Origin of the sequence: Paenibacillus sp. FSL F4-0097, assembly GCF_038593125.1 — a bacterium.
Taxonomy (GTDB): domain Bacteria; phylum Bacillota; class Bacilli; order Paenibacillales; family Paenibacillaceae; genus Paenibacillus_AQ; species Paenibacillus_AQ odorifer.
In genome coordinates this window covers 4,382,666-4,399,326 of the sequence record NZ_CP151965.1, presented here as the reverse complement: position 1 = coordinate 4,399,326, position 16,661 = coordinate 4,382,666, and the positions used below count along the sequence as shown (strand labels likewise).

General features: G+C 42.6%; 13 protein-coding genes. 7 read left to right on the top strand and 6 right to left on the bottom strand.

The window, feature by feature from the left end; translation table 11 throughout:
* Nucleotides 1–65: 65 nt before the first annotated feature.
* Nucleotides 66–1,331 carry an IS110 family transposase gene (locus MHH86_RS19730; RefSeq protein ID WP_036684113.1) on the bottom strand — a complete coding sequence of 422 codons (1,266 nt, stop codon included), beginning with the start codon at nt 1,329–1,331 and terminating at the stop codon, nt 66–68.
* Nucleotides 1,332–1,521: 190 nt separating this feature from the next.
* Nucleotides 1,522–2,412 carry an AraC family transcriptional regulator gene (locus tag MHH86_RS19725; protein ID WP_326047719.1) on the bottom strand — a complete coding sequence of 297 codons (891 nt, stop codon included), beginning with the start codon at nt 2,410–2,412 and terminating at the stop codon, nt 1,522–1,524.
* Between the two features lie 235 nt (nt 2,413–2,647).
* Here MHH86_RS19725 and MHH86_RS19720 point away from each other — a divergent pair, with 235 nt between their 5' ends.
* From MHH86_RS19720 to MHH86_RS19710, 3 genes are read left to right on the top strand one after another with little or no spacing between them, the layout of a single operon-like run.
* Nucleotides 2,648–3,466, top strand: a complete 819-nt coding sequence (locus MHH86_RS19720; RefSeq protein ID WP_342479388.1) for a DMT family transporter — start codon at nt 2,648–2,650, stop codon at nt 3,464–3,466.
* Nucleotides 3,467–3,501: 35 nt separating this feature from the next.
* Nucleotides 3,502–3,834 carry a chaperone CsaA gene (csaA, locus tag MHH86_RS19715; protein ID WP_038572193.1) on the top strand — a complete coding sequence of 111 codons (333 nt, stop codon included), beginning with the start codon at nt 3,502–3,504 and terminating at the stop codon, nt 3,832–3,834.
* Between the two features lie 50 nt (nt 3,835–3,884).
* Nucleotides 3,885–4,478: a hydrolase gene (locus tag MHH86_RS19710; RefSeq protein ID WP_326047717.1), complete on the top strand. Its 594-nt coding sequence runs from the start codon at nt 3,885–3,887 to the stop codon at nt 4,476–4,478.
* 70 nt (nt 4,479–4,548) lie between these two features.
* Here the strand turns inward: MHH86_RS19710 and MHH86_RS19705 are convergent, their stop codons facing one another.
* The gene (locus MHH86_RS19705) at nt 4,549–5,361 is read right to left on the bottom strand and encodes an undecaprenyl-diphosphate phosphatase (protein WP_036688882.1); all 813 of its coding nucleotides are present in this window, start codon (nt 5,359–5,361) and stop codon (nt 4,549–4,551) included.
* 233 nt (nt 5,362–5,594) lie between these two features.
* Between MHH86_RS19705 and MHH86_RS19700 the strand changes: the two genes are divergently transcribed.
* The 4 genes from MHH86_RS19700 to MHH86_RS19685 all read left to right on the top strand — a co-directional run bounded on the left by MHH86_RS19700 (nt 5,595) and on the right by MHH86_RS19685 (nt 13,265).
* The gene (locus tag MHH86_RS19700; protein WP_342479387.1) at nt 5,595–6,146 is read left to right on the top strand and encodes a GNAT family N-acetyltransferase; all 552 of its coding nucleotides are present in this window, start codon (nt 5,595–5,597) and stop codon (nt 6,144–6,146) included.
* A 371-nt stretch (nt 6,147–6,517) separates the two neighbouring features.
* Nucleotides 6,518–8,026: a hypothetical protein gene (locus MHH86_RS19695; RefSeq protein ID WP_341031379.1), complete on the top strand. Its 1,509-nt coding sequence runs from the start codon at nt 6,518–6,520 to the stop codon at nt 8,024–8,026.
* A gap of 12 nt (nt 8,027–8,038) precedes the next feature.
* The gene (locus tag MHH86_RS19690; RefSeq protein WP_076100230.1) at nt 8,039–8,797 is read left to right on the top strand and encodes a DUF6063 family protein; all 759 of its coding nucleotides are present in this window, start codon (nt 8,039–8,041) and stop codon (nt 8,795–8,797) included.
* Nucleotides 8,784–13,265 carry a hypothetical protein gene (locus MHH86_RS19685; protein ID WP_342479386.1) on the top strand — a complete coding sequence of 1,494 codons (4,482 nt, stop codon included), beginning with the start codon at nt 8,784–8,786 and terminating at the stop codon, nt 13,263–13,265. Before MHH86_RS19690 ends, MHH86_RS19685 begins: the two co-directional genes overlap by 14 nt.
* A gap of 81 nt (nt 13,266–13,346) precedes the next feature.
* Here MHH86_RS19685 and MHH86_RS19680 read toward each other — a convergent pair whose 3' ends face one another.
* From MHH86_RS19680 to MHH86_RS19670, 3 genes are all read right to left on the bottom strand, one after another.
* Nucleotides 13,347–14,231 carry a DMT family transporter gene (locus tag MHH86_RS19680; RefSeq protein ID WP_256717311.1) on the bottom strand — a complete coding sequence of 295 codons (885 nt, stop codon included), beginning with the start codon at nt 14,229–14,231 and terminating at the stop codon, nt 13,347–13,349.
* Nucleotides 14,231–15,082, bottom strand: coding sequence for an AraC family transcriptional regulator (locus MHH86_RS19675; protein WP_076100236.1), 852 nt, complete (start codon nt 15,080–15,082; stop codon nt 14,231–14,233). The genes MHH86_RS19680 and MHH86_RS19675 overlap by 1 nt, the downstream gene beginning before the upstream one ends.
* An 86-nt stretch (nt 15,083–15,168) precedes the next feature.
* Entirely contained in the window at nt 15,169–16,632 is a 1,464-nt protein-coding gene (locus MHH86_RS19670) for an ATP-binding protein (protein ID WP_254924513.1), read from the bottom strand.
* Nucleotides 16,633–16,661 lie beyond the last annotated feature (29 nt).

Genomic DNA, 16,661 nt, shown 5'->3' with positions numbered 1-16,661 from the left:
GTCTCCCGATACTCCGTGCTTCTTGTTATCCTGCGAATGCATGAGTCGATGAGGATTAATTGGTTTTATGCTGCTTGTGGGAATACCTTGATCGGTTCGTAAGCGGTACTGCTTTTAGCCAATGCGACTAGCATTCTCGCTACTTTACCGATTAATTTCATAATGGATTTCATCTTCTTCAGTTTCTTTTCCTCTACATTATAACGATGTGCCGCTCGTATCTCCGGATTTGTCATAACCATACTCATTGTCATGAGATAAAGAAAATGACGTAAACGTGGCCGGCCTCGTTTGCTGAGCACCATCTTTCCTCGCCATTTCCCGGAGCTAGCTTCAGCTAGATTTAACCCAGCATGACGCAGTAAAGCATTTCCGTGCGTATATCCGCTTAGATCACCAGCCTCACCGAGTACACCAGCTAGATTCGTAACATAGATGCCTCGTATTTCAAGGAGCTTCTGTGCATAAGGAATACGCTTAAGAATGAGGCGGAGCTCATGCTCAATTTGTTCAAGCTGGCGCTGGGCCAGGTCATATTCTTCGAGCAATTGCCCAAGATGGAGCTTGTATGCGTGGAGTGCCTGAGTGGCACCCACACTGGATTTCGCAAGTGAAATGAGTAGCTCAGCACGTTTAACTCCAGCATGACGCTTTACATATTGCTTCCAACCGGCAAGGACCTGTTCCGTATTTAACAGACGGATCTCTTTTGGCAAGGGGAAGAGTCGGAGTGTTGCGATTGCACTGGTGCAAGTGAGGATTTTAAAAACCTGACGAAGTTCAGGGAAAACAATGTCTACCCAGCGATGAATCTGATTAACCGCAGCGTTGAGGCGCTTGGTAACCGTCTCTCGGTTCGCCATTAGAATACGTAGTTCCTCGTAATCTTCGGGATGAAAACGAACAGGGGAGTAGTACCCGTTTTTGACCATGTCTGCTATGACAAGCGCATCTTTATGGTCACTTTTAGACGGTGTATTATCTCGGTTTTCCTTGTTCTTTTTGACGAGATGAGGATTAACCAGAACGGGCTCCATGCCTTGATCGAGGAGCCAACGTGCCAGGCTAAACCAGTAGTGGCCAGTGGGTTCCATACCAACTATGACGCTGCTAAGTTTGTAGGATTTGAGTAGATCTTGGATCCAGCGTTCGAACAGATCGAACCCTTCACGATGGTTACCGAATTCGAGCGGAGTTCCCAAAGCAATCCCACGAAAGCTGACCGCGCGGGCCACATGGACTTCTTGGGCGATGTCTACGCCAATGACCAAATGATGAACGGTAATGTTTTCAATGAGTTGATTTTGCTTGTCTTGAGCTTTAAACTTCATAGTAGAGCGACCTCCTAAATGGTGAGATTAAAAGGGCTGTAGACCCGTATCCAACTCCCATGTTACCGAGGCGCTCGTTTTTGTTCAAACTCCAAATTATTCAGTTTACAGGAATTCTAACGGAGAACGATAGCTCAATAAACACGATTTGGCAGTCAGCCAAAGCGATCGACTCTGCTTTTGTTGTTTTTTAAGTTCGTTCATTTCTAATTTTTCTGAACTCCTTAGGAGTTATGTTTAAGTGTTTTTTAAAAGACTGGATAAAGTGATTGGCGTTATTGAAACCAACTCGCTGTGCGATTTCAGTTATCGTGTAGTCAGTTGCTATTAACAAATCACAGCTTTTATTAATGCGATATTTAATTAAGTAGAAATACGGAGTCATATGGATACTTTTCTTAAAACCTCGAGTGCACTCCGATACACTTAGATGTGCTGTGTCTGCTATTTCCTTCAATGTCAAATTATTAGAATAGTTTTTGTGAATAAAACTAAGCATTAATTGTAGTCTCTCTTGCTGGAGTCTGTTATATTTAGACGATTCCTCAGAGGATAGAGAAAAATTTGATATAAGGATTAACCATAACTGGGCAGTTTTGATAGAAACTTCGTACTCCCATCCCCATTTTTTTTTCGATTCAAATTCTTTTTTCATATCCCAAAGAATTTGTAGGATTTGATTATGCCAGTCCTTATCTCCTTTGATTTCTAAACTTAACAAGAATGAATTGGTATACGGAAGTACATACTTTTTTTCCATTGCACTTTCAGAATAAAAAGCGAGTAACTTCTCTGGGAAGTTAAAACTAACATATTCACCCTCTTGGTTAAGGTACGTAACAATATGAAGTACGCTCTTATTAATAAAGATGGCCTGACCTGCTTCTAAATCATAATTGATTCCGTTGACTTGTATGGTTAGTTTCCCTTTGGTCACTAAAGTAATTTGTAGTTCTTGGTGCCAATGTAGATCGTTAACCCCTCTGCCATTAGGAATAGATTCATAATTGGTATGAGTGTACATGATGTATGGAAATGCATCATCAGGAAATTGAATGGCTTCGTGCAATTGCTTTTTCAAAGTGCTTATTCTCCTTATTTGACGATATTTCTATATAAATTAAAGATATAGTTGCACAATATAGACCCTGACGGTGATATTATTATATCCAGCCTAGACTTATCATACAATTCTGTGCACAGGGATTGTCACACATTTTGGAGGAACTATGGTTAGTTCAAATAAACCGCCTATACTATTTCATCCGTTTATTCTGTTATTTATCAGTATTTTGTCCGTTTCTATCTCTTCAATCATGATTAAACTATCAGATACACCTACTTCAGTGGCCGGGATGTATAGATTGTTTATTTCTGTAATCATCATGCTCTGTTTTACATCCGGGAAAATGGCTCGTTCTGCTGAGATGAATAAAAAAGATTGGGCCATCGTTGTTTTATCCGGCCTATTTCTAGGGTTACACTTTTTATTCTGGATGGAATCATTGGTCTATACTTCAGTTGCAAGCTCCATGGTGATCTTATCGTTACAGCCGCTATTTGTTATGATGGGGTCTTACTTTTTATTCAAAGAACATGTTAACCTGCTAACCGTTTTTTGCCTGATTGTTGCTCTTTTAGGTTCGATTGTTATTGCATGGGGAGACATATGGGTTTCGAAAGATGCACTAATCGGCGATGCTTTATCGTTAATTGGCACATTCTGCGCTTCAGTCTATCTGTTGGCCGGGCAAAAAGTAAGCGGCAAAATCAATGCAAATATATACAGCATTTTCGTCTTTTTTATTGGTGGTACTGTTATGCTCGTGTACAATTTGATAAATAATGTCTCATTAATTAATTATGCTTCATCAGATTGGATTTATTTTTTGCTTCTTGCAATAATTCCAACTATTTTTGGTCAATACATCTTTAACCTTTTGTTAAAGTCGATTGGAGCAACTACTGTCTCGGTTGGGATTATTGGTGAGCCTGTTCTTGCCATTGTCCTTGCATACCTATTATTAGGGGAAACTATGTCATTATTCCAGCTTTTAGGCGGCATAATAACCTTACTCGGTATGAGAATGTATTTTTGGTCGAAATCTTTAAAGTACAACATTCAAAATAAGTAAATGAGTAGTCGGAAATATGTATAGGGGGATGGAAAATGGTAACTATTGATGATTTTTTGAAACTTGATGTTCGTGTTGGAACGATTATTAAAGCGGAGTTTTTTGCAAAAGCAAAAATACCTGCGATTAAACTCCAAATTGATTTTGGACCCGATATCGGAAGCAAAACATCAAGTGCACAGATTACTAAACGATATAGGCCTGAAGAGATTGTAGGGCAACAAATCATTGGGGTAGTTAACTTCCCTGCTCGAAATATAGCGGGTTTCCTATCAGAAGTATTAGTTCTTGGAGGAATACCGGATAAAGGGGATGTGGTTCTCTTGAAGCCAGATATTAAATTACCTAATGGGACACCTATTGGGTAATATAGGGTAATTGTAGTATACAAAAATTGATAGTAATCGGAGAGAAGACCATGGAAGAATTAACAAGCTTAGTATCTGAAAGTATTGAGGCAAGTAAAACGGCGCTAGTCGTGATCGACCTGCAACAAGGAATTGTCCACAGTCCAAAGCAGGGGCCGCATACAAGTGCTCAGGTGGTTGAGAATGCCAGCAAATTAGCTCAATCCTTTACGGAGAAAGGGGGATTTGTTGTTCTAGTGAGGGTGTCATGGCTAGATGGGCAAGATATGCTTAAACCTAAAACTGATTTACAAATGAATTCTGTCACCTATCCAGAAGGTTGGGACAACATCGTGCCAGAATTAGCGAATATCAAAAATGCACATCTGATTACCAAACGGCAGTGGGGGGCATTTTTCGGTACAGATCTTGATTTGCAGTTACGGCGCCGCGGAATAGATACGATCGTATTATGTGGTATTTCTACCTCGATTGGTGTGGATACTACTGCAAGAGAAGCTTATCAGCTTGGTTATCATCAAGTTTTTGTAGAAGACGCTATGACCGCGATGGTAAAAGAAGAGCATGATTATGTATGCAAAACTATCTTCCCTCGTATAGGTAAGATCCGGTCGAGCGATGAAGTAATATCCATGTTGAAATAGTATAAAAAAACCTCAGGCTCTCTCTGTAATTTCAGAGATTGTCATGAGGTTTTTTAATTGAAGTTATGTCTTACATAAAGATGAGGAGAAGTATCCCAGCTAAGAAGCAGTAATAAGAGAAATACTTCAAATTACCTTTAGCCATAATCCCCATAAACCAGCGCATGGAGAAATAAGTAACGATAAGTGTAGTAATAAATGCAATCAAGTATGGAATTGCTAGCTGCGAGCGGTTAGGATCGTGGGCAATATCAGATGCACCCATAACAAGTCCGCCCAAACTGACAGGAATATAAAGCATAAAAGAAAAGCGTAAAGCAGTTTCTTGCTTCATTCCCACAGCGATGGAAGAGATGACAGTTGCACCAGAGCGGCTTATCCCAGGAATAAGGGCGACTGCTTGGGCAAGTCCGACTATAACTGCATCCTTCGCTTTTAAGTCACCATCTTGTTTACGGCCGCGAAGGTTACGGATCAACCATAAAGCTACCCCTGTAACCAGCAAGGCGATGGATACGGTATGAACTGACGAGAAGATATCCTCAATCTGATCCTTGAAGAGTAAAGCAACGATTACCGCAGGCAAGGTACCGATGATGATGTACAAAGAGAACAGGAAATCTGACTTATATTCCTCTTTGCGGGTCAGAATAAATTGAACGAATCCAGTGATCAATCTTCCGATATCTTTACGGAAAATAAAACAAATCGCGATTAGTGAAGCCGTATTTGTTAAGATTTCAAATGATAGCCCATTTTGTTTTAAGCCTAGCAATTTCTGTGCGATGATCAAATGGCCGCTCGAAGAGACGGGGATTGGCTCAGTTGCCCCTTGAACAAACCCTAGAAACAAGTATTTAAGCCACAGTATAATATCTTCCATTTTACCTCCCAGTATTTTTGTAATCTTTTCAATCATATCGTATTCAATAAAGAAATGACAATAGAACCATCGTGCCATATTCAATTGGACGAGTTATACTAATTCGTAAGACTATTAAATGAGGTGGAACTATTTGTAGTACATTACTAAAAATTCAGCAGCATGATATTCCGAGAGCAGCCAGTGTTCTAGCCGAAGCATTTGCTAAAAATGATCCGTTATATCAGCATATCTTGCCTGATGAATCAACCAGATTACGCGTGTTGAATATTTTTTTTCATCGTTACATTGAGATGTTGTATCCATATTCGGATTTACTAACGACTTCTACTAACTTTGAAGCAGTGGCTTTAGTGTTCCATTCGGAGCGTCAGACAGGGACATTGATTTCGAACGTCAGGTATATGAAACAGATAGTCCTTGCGATCATCAAGTCATTACCGATCTGCCGAATCATTGGGGTGCGAGGATTTATACGTGGTTTATCTATTTTGCGTAGTATGAGTTCTTTATGGTTATCAATGTTTGGGGATCAGAAGTATAAACATTTGGATATGCTTGCAGTGCAAGAACAATATCGAGGCCAAGGATATGTATCAAAAATCATGACACCGCTGCTCGCGGAATGTCGTGTGAACAATACATTATGCACGTTAGAGACACAGACGCCGAGCAACTTGCCCATCTATGAGCATTATCATTTCCGTACGGTTAAAGTCATTCCTCTACCTAATAGCCCACTTGAGCAGTATTGTATGGCGTTTACGCAAGGAGTTGCTGAGTAGTTAATAAAAAAGGGCCGTCTCATTCAGCCAATTCATGGTTTTTGGGGCAGCCTTTTTTTGCTTAGTCCATAAGGGTTAATGAAGCTTCAAGAGAAAAATCAGGGGATTTCTCCCTGTAATTCCGCGATCTTTTGTCATCCGGCTAGAATCTATTATTTTGTTTAACAAAAATAGCATAAGCTTCGAAGGATTGTTATAATAGAAACATATATTCCCGTGTTTCAGAACCCTATACAGGATGTATAGGGGTTTTATTTCTTTTAGTGAGGGTGATCGAGAATAAGTATGGCGTTGTCCGTACAGGGAGAAGAGGACCGGAGAGTTCCGCAGGAAATTTTAAATTATGAAGTGATGGCGAGGTTAGCAGAAAGATGAATTGGTCGGATTTTGGCGAACGAAACAAACGATTGAATCCCCTGTGGAATTTGGGGGCTGGCATGAACCTTGGCGAAATCCAACCGTACAAAGAAATGGTGTCTTTAAGCGTTCTGCTGCAAGTCTATTATCTGGAGCTAGAATCGAATGAGAGAAGATCCAAAGAGGATATTATAGAACTTACTTGGACTGCACTGGAACGTTTTAATATCGCCAATCTTGGGACTACCGAATCCGTAGAGCGTCTCGTGGACGGTTTATTGTGGAGCGGGAATGGTGGAGATTTCGAATCCTTTTTCTATGATGATGTGACCCGGCAAATGTCCGTGCAGAAATATAAGTATTTCACGGTGGACGAGGATGCGACCCGCAGCAGTTGGGAAGAGAATGGCAGAACCATCTATCGTCTCTCCGAATATGCAATGGAGCTCATTTTTATGAGCCATGAGATTATTGATGAATTTCAGATCAGCATCAAACTGCTCGAGATTCAAATGCATATTAAACATGGGCGCGTAACTCGGGCTCTTCAGGATGTTAATGAACTGATCTCCCGTGTCCGTAAGATGACCCAGCAACAGCAAGAATACCGCAATGCGTTACGCCGCAATCCAAAGCATATTTTTAGTGAATTCGGAGTGGCTCGGCATCAGCGACTCGAAGAGATTCATCATCAGTTCGAGGAGGAACGCAAACATTTTGACAGTATTCACCGTTCTCTGGCCCGGCTGGCCAATGATGAGAAAGACGTAATCGACTTCAATGAGATCCGTATTCTCTCTGAACGAGTCGAGCTTTCTAGGCGTGTACACGATGAGCTGGCTGAGGTAGTGTTGAATATTTTTGAGATGGAGACCAATTTAAGATTGAACTTTCCTGAATTATTCTGGGGAGCAGCCGGGTTTAACTTCCGTACTCACGTATGGGAGGAATGGGTGAAAGAAGAGGGTCTGCCAAGCGGTGACAGTCTTGAACTGCTGCTCAGCGGATTATTCGCTCCGAATCAGGACTTCGTTTATCCGCTTCCTTGGGCTTGGGAGGAACAAGAGGTAGGGTTTATCCCCGACTTAGTGATGGATGATTTCGAAGATGAGGTGGACGCAGAGCCTGTTCAATATATTCCTAAAGGTATCCCATGGGCAAAAGTAGTGGATCTGTGGAAGCCGGTTTTTACTGCCTTGGCTGAGCAGGGAAGCTTTACCTTTACTGCAGAGGATTTTTCCGCCGAAGAACTAACAGGGTGGGCAAATACACCGGATGCTGTTGATCTGTGGGTGCAGTTTTTTCATACAGAGATTTTAGTGCAGGAACAGGCACCAGAAGGTGGTGGCGGCGTTTCTGATGAATGCCAACAGCTAATCCAATATGTACTTGCAGAAGATCTTCTGTTTGAGAGTTTACGCGGCAAAATGCTGCGGACGAGCATTGCTCCAGAACCAGCCTCAAGGGTACGGTGTCCTGGTCTGGATATGAGTCCATATATGATTACGATCGTGGAGAGGTGAGAAGTTACTAACATGAGTTATACATTAGAGCAGGTACAGCAAGCTTCACGGCTATTTTTTGAATTGCTCCGTAAAAAAGTAATTCCTCTTGATGACCCTGCAGCGGCAGAATGCCTTCAGGATGCAGGAACTTATGATGCGCTTCAGTATGTTGCTAAAGAAGGGGGCTGTCGGGTGATGAATTCGGGGCACCGTCTCCATCTGCTGGTTAATCCACTGGGGTCAGTGTTTGCAACCAATTTCACCCAGTTAAAGAACAAATATTCACGTGTTGAGCGTAAAACTCACTTACATATTATCAATATTATTATTCTGGTTTTTCTGGCCGAAATGGATCAGGATGAGACTCATTTTAAGTCGGGGCAGGACAGTATGTCCTATATTCAAATTGCTGATCAGGTGTCCTCGCTCTTTCAGACGTGGATTCAGATGGATGAGGATGGGCGATTTAGTCAGCAGTGGCAGCTTGATATCCAAGCGATGTTTAAGGTATGGACCAGTCTCTACATGCAGACTAAGAGTCAGGAAGAAAGCGATCTTCTGACCAGAGGCGCAGGCTCACGAATTGGACTGATCCATGAAGGCATGAAACTTCTGGAAGAGGAGAAGCTCGTATTCATCTCTGAGACAGAGAAGCGTATCTTTCCTCGGGAAGAGCTGTATGAGAGAATGCGTTATTTATATCATGATGTCGATCGATACCAGGAATTAAAGAGCCTCATTGGAAGAACTTTAGCTGAGAAAGACGGTGCTACCTATGCCGCGGATTGAACGCATACGAATTACAGGACTTAAATACGAGAAGATGCTCAAGAAATACGACGATATGATTCTGGACCTCTGCAACGAAGAGGGACCGGCTAATACGCTTATTACGCTCATGAATGGCGGTGGAAAGGGCGTACTGCTGCAATCCATTTTCCAGCTATTGATGCCCAAAACACCGTGGGGTAAAGACAGTGAGAACCAGGTTGAGGCTTTTTTTCATAATCATAAAAAACAACTTAAACCGTACACTTTTCACGTAGCTATCGAATGGCATCTCGACAACAATGAGCGCAATGAGTATATGACTACGGGAATCGCTATGACGGCACATAATTCGCTTGATCAGCAGGATATCAAAGTGGATTACTTGCTGTACGCACTTACAGATTACGGTGAAGCGGCTGAACTTACGCTATCAACGTTGCCGTTATTTGACGAAGTGACTGCTGAACCTACGAGTTTTGAAACGATCCAGCAATTTGTACGCGATCGGCGGGGGGAGATTGTACCTTTTGGCAGCCATAGCTCGGATTTGAAAAGATATTATGACTTCCTGGCTATCCGGGATATCCATATCGCCGAGTGGCGTAATATGCGGCGGATCAATGGTGAAGAGGGCGGTATCAAAGGTTATTTTAAAAAGAATGATGCCTTCACCAATCATAACTTGTTCGAAAAGCTGATTATTCCTGAAATCGGATCTAGTCTGAATGAAGGATTAAAGGAAGACGACAATACGCTGCAGCGGATGTTTATCGATACAGCAACAGTGGCTCAGCGCTTGCCGATGCTTGAACAGCGGGAGCAGGTCTATTCAGAGTTTCTTGGTATGGCTGCACCGCTTTATGAGCTGGTGAAACTTGGCGTGGAGGCGGAAAACGTAGTACAAGAAACTGAACTACGTGGACGCCAAATCTATACGGTTATCTATGAAGAGCAGAGAAATGCAGAAGTTGAGCGAAGTAAGATTGCTGATGAACTGGCTGGACGTTATCAGGATGCGAAGCAACTGCGCTTTGAGACAGACAATCTTAAATACTTACGCAGCAAGGAAGAAACGGAACTGAAGCAAGAAGAGTTTAAGAAGCTCAGTGATGATCAGAGCCGTGCGCGTGGTCGGTTGGAGGATTCCAAAGCGCAAGAGAAGAAGCTTGAAGTAGCTTATTTTCTGGCTAAACGGTTGCTCCATACCCGGCAAATTGAGCAGTGGCAAAAAGAAATTCAAGCTATCGAAGGTTCTCTGGAGATGAAAGAACAGCAAGAGGTCATTCAGGCAGCCAAGGAACAGCTGCGGAAACAGTGGGATGTGGTGTTTAATCTCTGGCAGCAAACGATTAGAGAGTTTGAGACAGCGCAGCAAGACCTGACGGCGGAAGAAAGGGAATTGCGCAAGGAAAGGGAAAGGTTCTTGGTAGAGCTGGCCGGGCTGGATAATCAGATCAATGATTTGACCTTATCTATTCGGCAATACACGGAAGAACTCGGAGCATTCGCAGCCCAATATGGGCAGGATGCCGCCCATTCTCCGGCAGCTGCGCTGCAGCGTACGGTCTCAGCGGCCAAAACGATTCTTCAAGTCATTGGAGACTTGGAAGAACAGCACAAGCAGGAAGAGATTCGGAAGCTGGCACTGCATAAGAGTCATGCTGAGCTGAGCGAGAAACGGCGTTCTTATGAGCGTGAAGCGGACGAGCTTGGAGTTCTGCTTGAGTCACAGACTCAGAAAGAATCCCAATTATGGTCACAGCTCGTTGTGCTGCTGGAAATGTATGAAGAGCACAATCGTTTAGGTGCTACTGGCCTTTTTGAAGAACAAGATGTTATCCCGGCACGTTTTATCCGAAAAATAGATGAAATAGAGCAACAGACTAAACGTTCCAGACGGGATTACTATAATCAGCTCATGGATGTGGAACTTCAGAACCAATCCTACTGGCTACCCAATTCAGATATTCTGACGGTCAAAGATACACTCGATTCGTTAAAGATTCAATCAACGCTAGGTAGTTCCTACTTAAATGACCGTCCGTATCTTGAACGTGAGGAAGAACTGGAGCAATATCCGTTACTTCCATATAGTTTGATTTTGACCCGGCGCGAAGCTGATAAAATTCAGCCGGAACTGATGAAGGACACCTTGCTGAAATCAGCGGTGCCGATCTTTATTCGTGAAGAGATGGCAGCTTCGAATCAAGCATCCTTCATGCTTTTTGCGAATCAAGGGCCGCAAATGGTCTTGCAGCCGGATCGTTTCCAGGATTGGAAGAGCAGTATTCAGGGGAAGCTCAAGGAACAGGAGCAGATCCTTCAGGACTCTGAAGCCTATTTATCTAAGTTGAAATCGGTGCGTCAGGAGTATGAACGTTTATTTCAAGTCGAGAATACCATGACGCTTACAGCCAAGCATGATGCGCTTATTAAACTGCAGGCTGAACTTCAGCAGAGCATTATCAATCTGAGCAATGAGATGGATGAGAATGAGGGGACGCTTACTCGGATCGGACGAGAGCTCGCTGAGAACAAAGTTCTAAGTGTGGAACATGAGCAGAGAGCGGGGGTTCTGCAAGCTTGGATTGAACGGACGAAGAAACAGGAACAAGATTATAAGGAAAAACAAAAAATAATCGAACGAAAGAATCTGGTGAGCAAAGAGTTAGCAGGTAAAGATCAGCAGCTTGAACACCTAAAGGTGCAAATGGAAAGCTTGAGCGGACAACGCAATAAATGGACGAGAGAAACCGAATACGCGATGTTCCCTAGACTGCAACGATGGTTTCCTGAGATTGTTTTCCCAACAGATCGCCAGCTTTCTGATGAAGGAGAAGTCCTACCTGTAGATCCTGTAGAGCAGAATCTTCTCTTGCAGCAGCTCAGTACCGTTGAAAGCCTGCAGCAATCACTTACCGAAAATGAGCTGGAAGTTCGGACAAGAGCTGCACAGATTAAGGCAGCAAGCGAGAATCTGGCTGAGCTTGAATCCAGCCTGAATCAAGTAGATGTGAATTGGCGGAAGGCGACTGAACCTGCGGAGTCGGCCGAGTCCATTATGGCTGCAAGAAATCGCCAAAAGACGGATACTACTTCGTTGGAGGAAGACTATCAGATTGTTCACGACGGTTACATCCGCTGCCAGACTGAATTGGAGAACTTGCAGAAAGAGTTGCGCAAAGTAGAGAAGGGTATCAAGGAGAAACATGAACGTGCCGTGGAGCTTTGGAATGAGGTGCTAGAGGATAAGGAGACAGAAATTCAGGAGCGCTGCCAAGCGAATGAGCTTATGCTTAACCAGTGTAAAAGATCCTTGGATCGAATGGATGTCCTCATCCAGACTTTATCCAATCAAATCAAAATAATGAATGCGCATATTGAGGATCGCGTCAACCTACGGAGTGTACCAGAAGAAATAACGCTGAGGGTTAGAGAAAGCTGCGAGCCTCTAGTAGCCGACTGGCTTCTCCGCATCAAGGATAGCCGGATTAGACAGGATGAGATCTCCAAAAAGGTGAAGGAAGAGAAAAATTCATTAACCGAAAAACTTGCGAAAAATGAACGGAACTCCGAACTGGAGACCAAGATTCTAGATCGATTGAATACGGTCCATTGGGATAATTTCGCTATTGCACTGCAAGTCCTAGATTCCATGCTACGCAGTTCGCGTGATCAGATCGAGAGCATTCAAAGCGATAAGGAAGGCATGGATCTCTCCCGCAAGATGTGGGTAGGCCGGGCTTCTCTACGAGTGGTACAAATCATTGATATTATGAAGCGAATGGAACGCCGGATGATTATTCATAACGAGAATAATTATGCCTTCCCGCTGGTACGTCTGAATTACAAGAATATCAATGTGCCAAGAACAAGCGATGAGGTAGAGCCGATGGTGAGTGACTACTTCAATCAATGTATCAATGAATTGCTCAAAAAGTATCCAAAGATAGAACAAGTGCCGGCACTGGTAATCAAAGAGGTTATTAATGACGGACGAATTGTCTATGCGGCGCTGCAGAACCGCTTTCCAGTTCTTCAGGTGTATAAACCGGTAACGGAGAATTATTTCCTCTACGCCGCACCGGAAGATTATCATTATTCGGACTGGGAGATTATTAATCGCGGCGCACTGGATGAAGCTGTCGGCAGTGGGGGGCAACGTCAATCTGTACAGCTGCTGGTCGCAATGATGATCATGACGCATAAACGGGTGAATCGTGAGAATAAAGGGTGGACGGTCTTTTTATATGACAATCCTTTCGGAGAAATGGTCTCCAATAACGTGCTTGACCCCGTCTTCGAAATTTCCAAGGCACTCAAATTCCAATGGCTGATTGTTACGCCGCCGGAGCTTGTCAAGAATGATGTCAGCGTGCGTTTTGGCGTGTATTGGCAGCTTTATTTTGGAGGCGTCAAAGGGGACATGCTGGAATCAACCCTGATCAAGGGAGGAAGAAAGCTTATTCCTGTCTCGTTGTTCTGAGTATGGAATGAAACTTAAAGAAGCTCCAGTATGCATCACGCTGCTGGGGCTTCTTTTTATTAAATGTTAAAGATATTTTGTTTATTTAGGTTTGCGTTCGGAAATATAAGAACCGATAAGCGTTAAAAAAGTTCCCGTTAGAATTGCCCAGGTGATCTTTTCATTCAGAACAAGGGCGGAAGCTGCCACTGTAATTACAGGAACAATATAGATATATACACTTGTTTTTACAGCCCCTAGAATCCCTACAGCTTTATTCCAAGTCAAAAAACACAGTGCCGAGGCACCCAAACCTAAGAAAAGCAGGTGAGCTACATTTGAAATTTCTTTAAATCTACTCGGACCTAGCTGAAAATCAAACAGAAACAGAGCAGGCAGCATAAACAGCAGACCATAGAAAAATACTCTGCGGGTAGCCCCTATAGTATGAACCTTTAATACGCTTATTTTTCTCATCAACACTGAATAAATTGCCCAAACCACAGGTGCCAGCAATGCCAGCAAGTCACCGATGGGGTTCAGCTGCAGAAGAAAACTCCCGTTCAGCCCAATTAATATAATTCCTGCCAAGGCTATCAAAAATCCTATAATAAACTGCCTACGAAATTTCTCTTCTTCTAAAAAGAAATGAGCGATCACCGCCGTGAAAAATGGAGCGATGGAGACAATCACACCTACATTGGATGCAAGGGTATAGACTAGGGCAATATTTTCTATAAGAAAATATAACGTGACCCCACAAAGACCTGCTGAGATAAAGAGTAATTCCTCTTTAAAGGATGTAGTTCGGATTGGACGTGAATAGATCAGTAACAGTACAAAGTACCCAATAAGAAAACGGAAGAACAGAATTTCCACAGGCGTAAAGTCTTTTAACAGTATTTTAGTGGAGATAAAGGTGGTTCCCCAGATTAAAATCGTAAGTAATGCCAGCAGATGTCCTGTGTTAATCTTGCGTTGATTTATCATATCGTAAGTTCCGTTGATGACTTTACTCCCGTTTGCTGAACAAATATACGCATATATTGCTTAGGGGTTAAGCCTATGAGTCTTTTGAAAAAATTTGTGAAATGGCTCTGATCACTGAAACCGGTTAGAGAGGCCACTTCTATTGGCAATATTCCTTGTTCTAAAAGTTTTTTTGCGTGGTTAATGCGAATGGTTTCCAAGTAACGGTAAGGTGATATTCCTTTCTGTCTGGTAAATAAACGCAGCAAGTGATATTTACTTAAGCCGCTCAATTCACTTAGCTGGTTCAGCGTAATGTTCTGCGCATAATGTAACTCTATGTATTCGCAAATGATTTTAATTTCAGAAGTAGGCTCTTGAGCGGGACAGAGGGTTTCTGTCTCCGTGTATTCTCTCAGAAGCTGCTCCAGGAGAAATAGAAACAACTCTTCTTTTTGAAAATCGGATTGATCCTCTAATATCATTTGGTGCAGATCGTGTAAAGGGCTCGACAGTTCACTTTGGTAGAGAACATTGTGTGTGAACCGCGGTAAGTAGTCTATGCCGGTAATTTCTAGCACATACTCACGCATGACTTCCGGCTGAATATTGATGCAGCGATAGTCAAGCGTTCTCCCGTCTATCTGTTCACAGGCATGGGGATCCGCCGGATTAAAGATGACCACATCTCCGCTGTTAAGAATATGCTCTTCTTGGTTACATAGCAGATGTCTCTTTCCTTGTTCAATAAAACCTATGACATAATAGTCATGAAAATGGTTGGGAAACTTCTGCATAATACCTTCGAATCGATACGCCTCAAATTTTAAGTCATGATCGAAAACTACAGTTCGAACTTCACGAGTCATTGCTGCACCTTCTTTTCCAATTATGTATAACCATTATATTGTGAAAATTAGGGGCATTCTTGCATGATGTTGCGATACCACATCTTCTACATGATAGGTTCCTCAGGTGTAATGATCGTTGGAATACTCACAGTAAAAGTTGTTCCTTGCTCCAGAATACTTTCTACAGAGATCGCTCCGCCATGATTATGTATAATATTTTGTGTGATCATATAACCTAAGCCTGTTCCTGTTTCTTTGGTCGTATAAAATGGTTTGCCGAGGGCATTGATCTGTTCCTCTGTCATCCCACAGCCTTCATCCTGCACACTGATTCGGGCTTCTCTGTCATAGGTTTGCACATGAATATAGATGTTTCCCCCATGATTCATTGCTTCCATCGCATTTTTAAGTAAGTTAATAAATACCTGCTTCATCTGATAAGCCTCACCATTAATCCAAATGGATTGATCAGTACAGACAGGGAGGATCTTGAGATTTTTTAGGGCAGCTTGTCCATTCATTAGTGTGGTGACTTGTTCCAGCAAAGACAATAAATCCACTGGTTTACTAATATGAGTGGTTTGGGGTTTAGATAAGACAAGCAGTTCGTTGACGATGAACTCGATGCGTTTCAATTCTGACTCAATAATGGAAATATATTTATCATTCATCCGCTCGGAAGAGCGCAGTAGCTTCATAAAGCCATTAATGGCTGTAAGAGGATTCCGTATTTCATGAGCGATTCCAGCGGCTAACTGTCCTGCTGTAGATAATTTCTCGGACTGTATCAGTCGTTCATCTTCCAATACTTGCTCGGATATATCTTTGAATATGCCAATGTACGCTTCGTTTCCCTCATAAATGATTGGCAATGTAATTCCATCCACATATTTCTGCTGGTTATTTAAACAATTAATCAGGTAGCAGACAGAACCTGTTGTTCTATCAGTGTTGAATTTCTTTCTTCGTTCTGAGAGAATTTCATAATTAGAGTAGTCTACAATATCCATAGTCGATAGACCAAGCACTTGATCTAGGCTTTCTGCATGGATTAATTGTAAACCTGCCGAATTTGCATATAGAACAATCCCTCCCCTAGTGATAAGCACGGGCTGAGGCAGTTCCTCCAGCAGCTGTAGAAAAGAGCTCTCTTTTTCAAGTAGATGGGTCTTCACAACCTGAAGCTGAGTCTCCATCTCCCTGATCAGGGTCTTATTCTCGAATTGAGTAAGATAAAATATGGGTTCACCATTGTCATCCGGAAGGATAGATATGGAGACGTTTAAAGATAACCGGTGTCCGGTTGGATGGAAATAATCTAATTCGAGTCTCTGCGGATCAGTACTCGTAGATGGAAGAGAGCTTCCTAATGAAATGAATTTATGAATCTGATCTAGAAGGGTACGGACGGTTGGAGAGGGTGTCGTTAACTCGTTTTCATCATACCCCAAGAGGTCGCATAATGCTGAATTCAGTTTTAGGAACGTTCCATCAAGCGAAATAAGGGCCATACCCATCACGGCTTGGGTAAAAACAAAGTCAAAACCTTGAAAATCATTTGTCCGCACAGCAGGTTACCTCTCTTCTTTATAGGGGA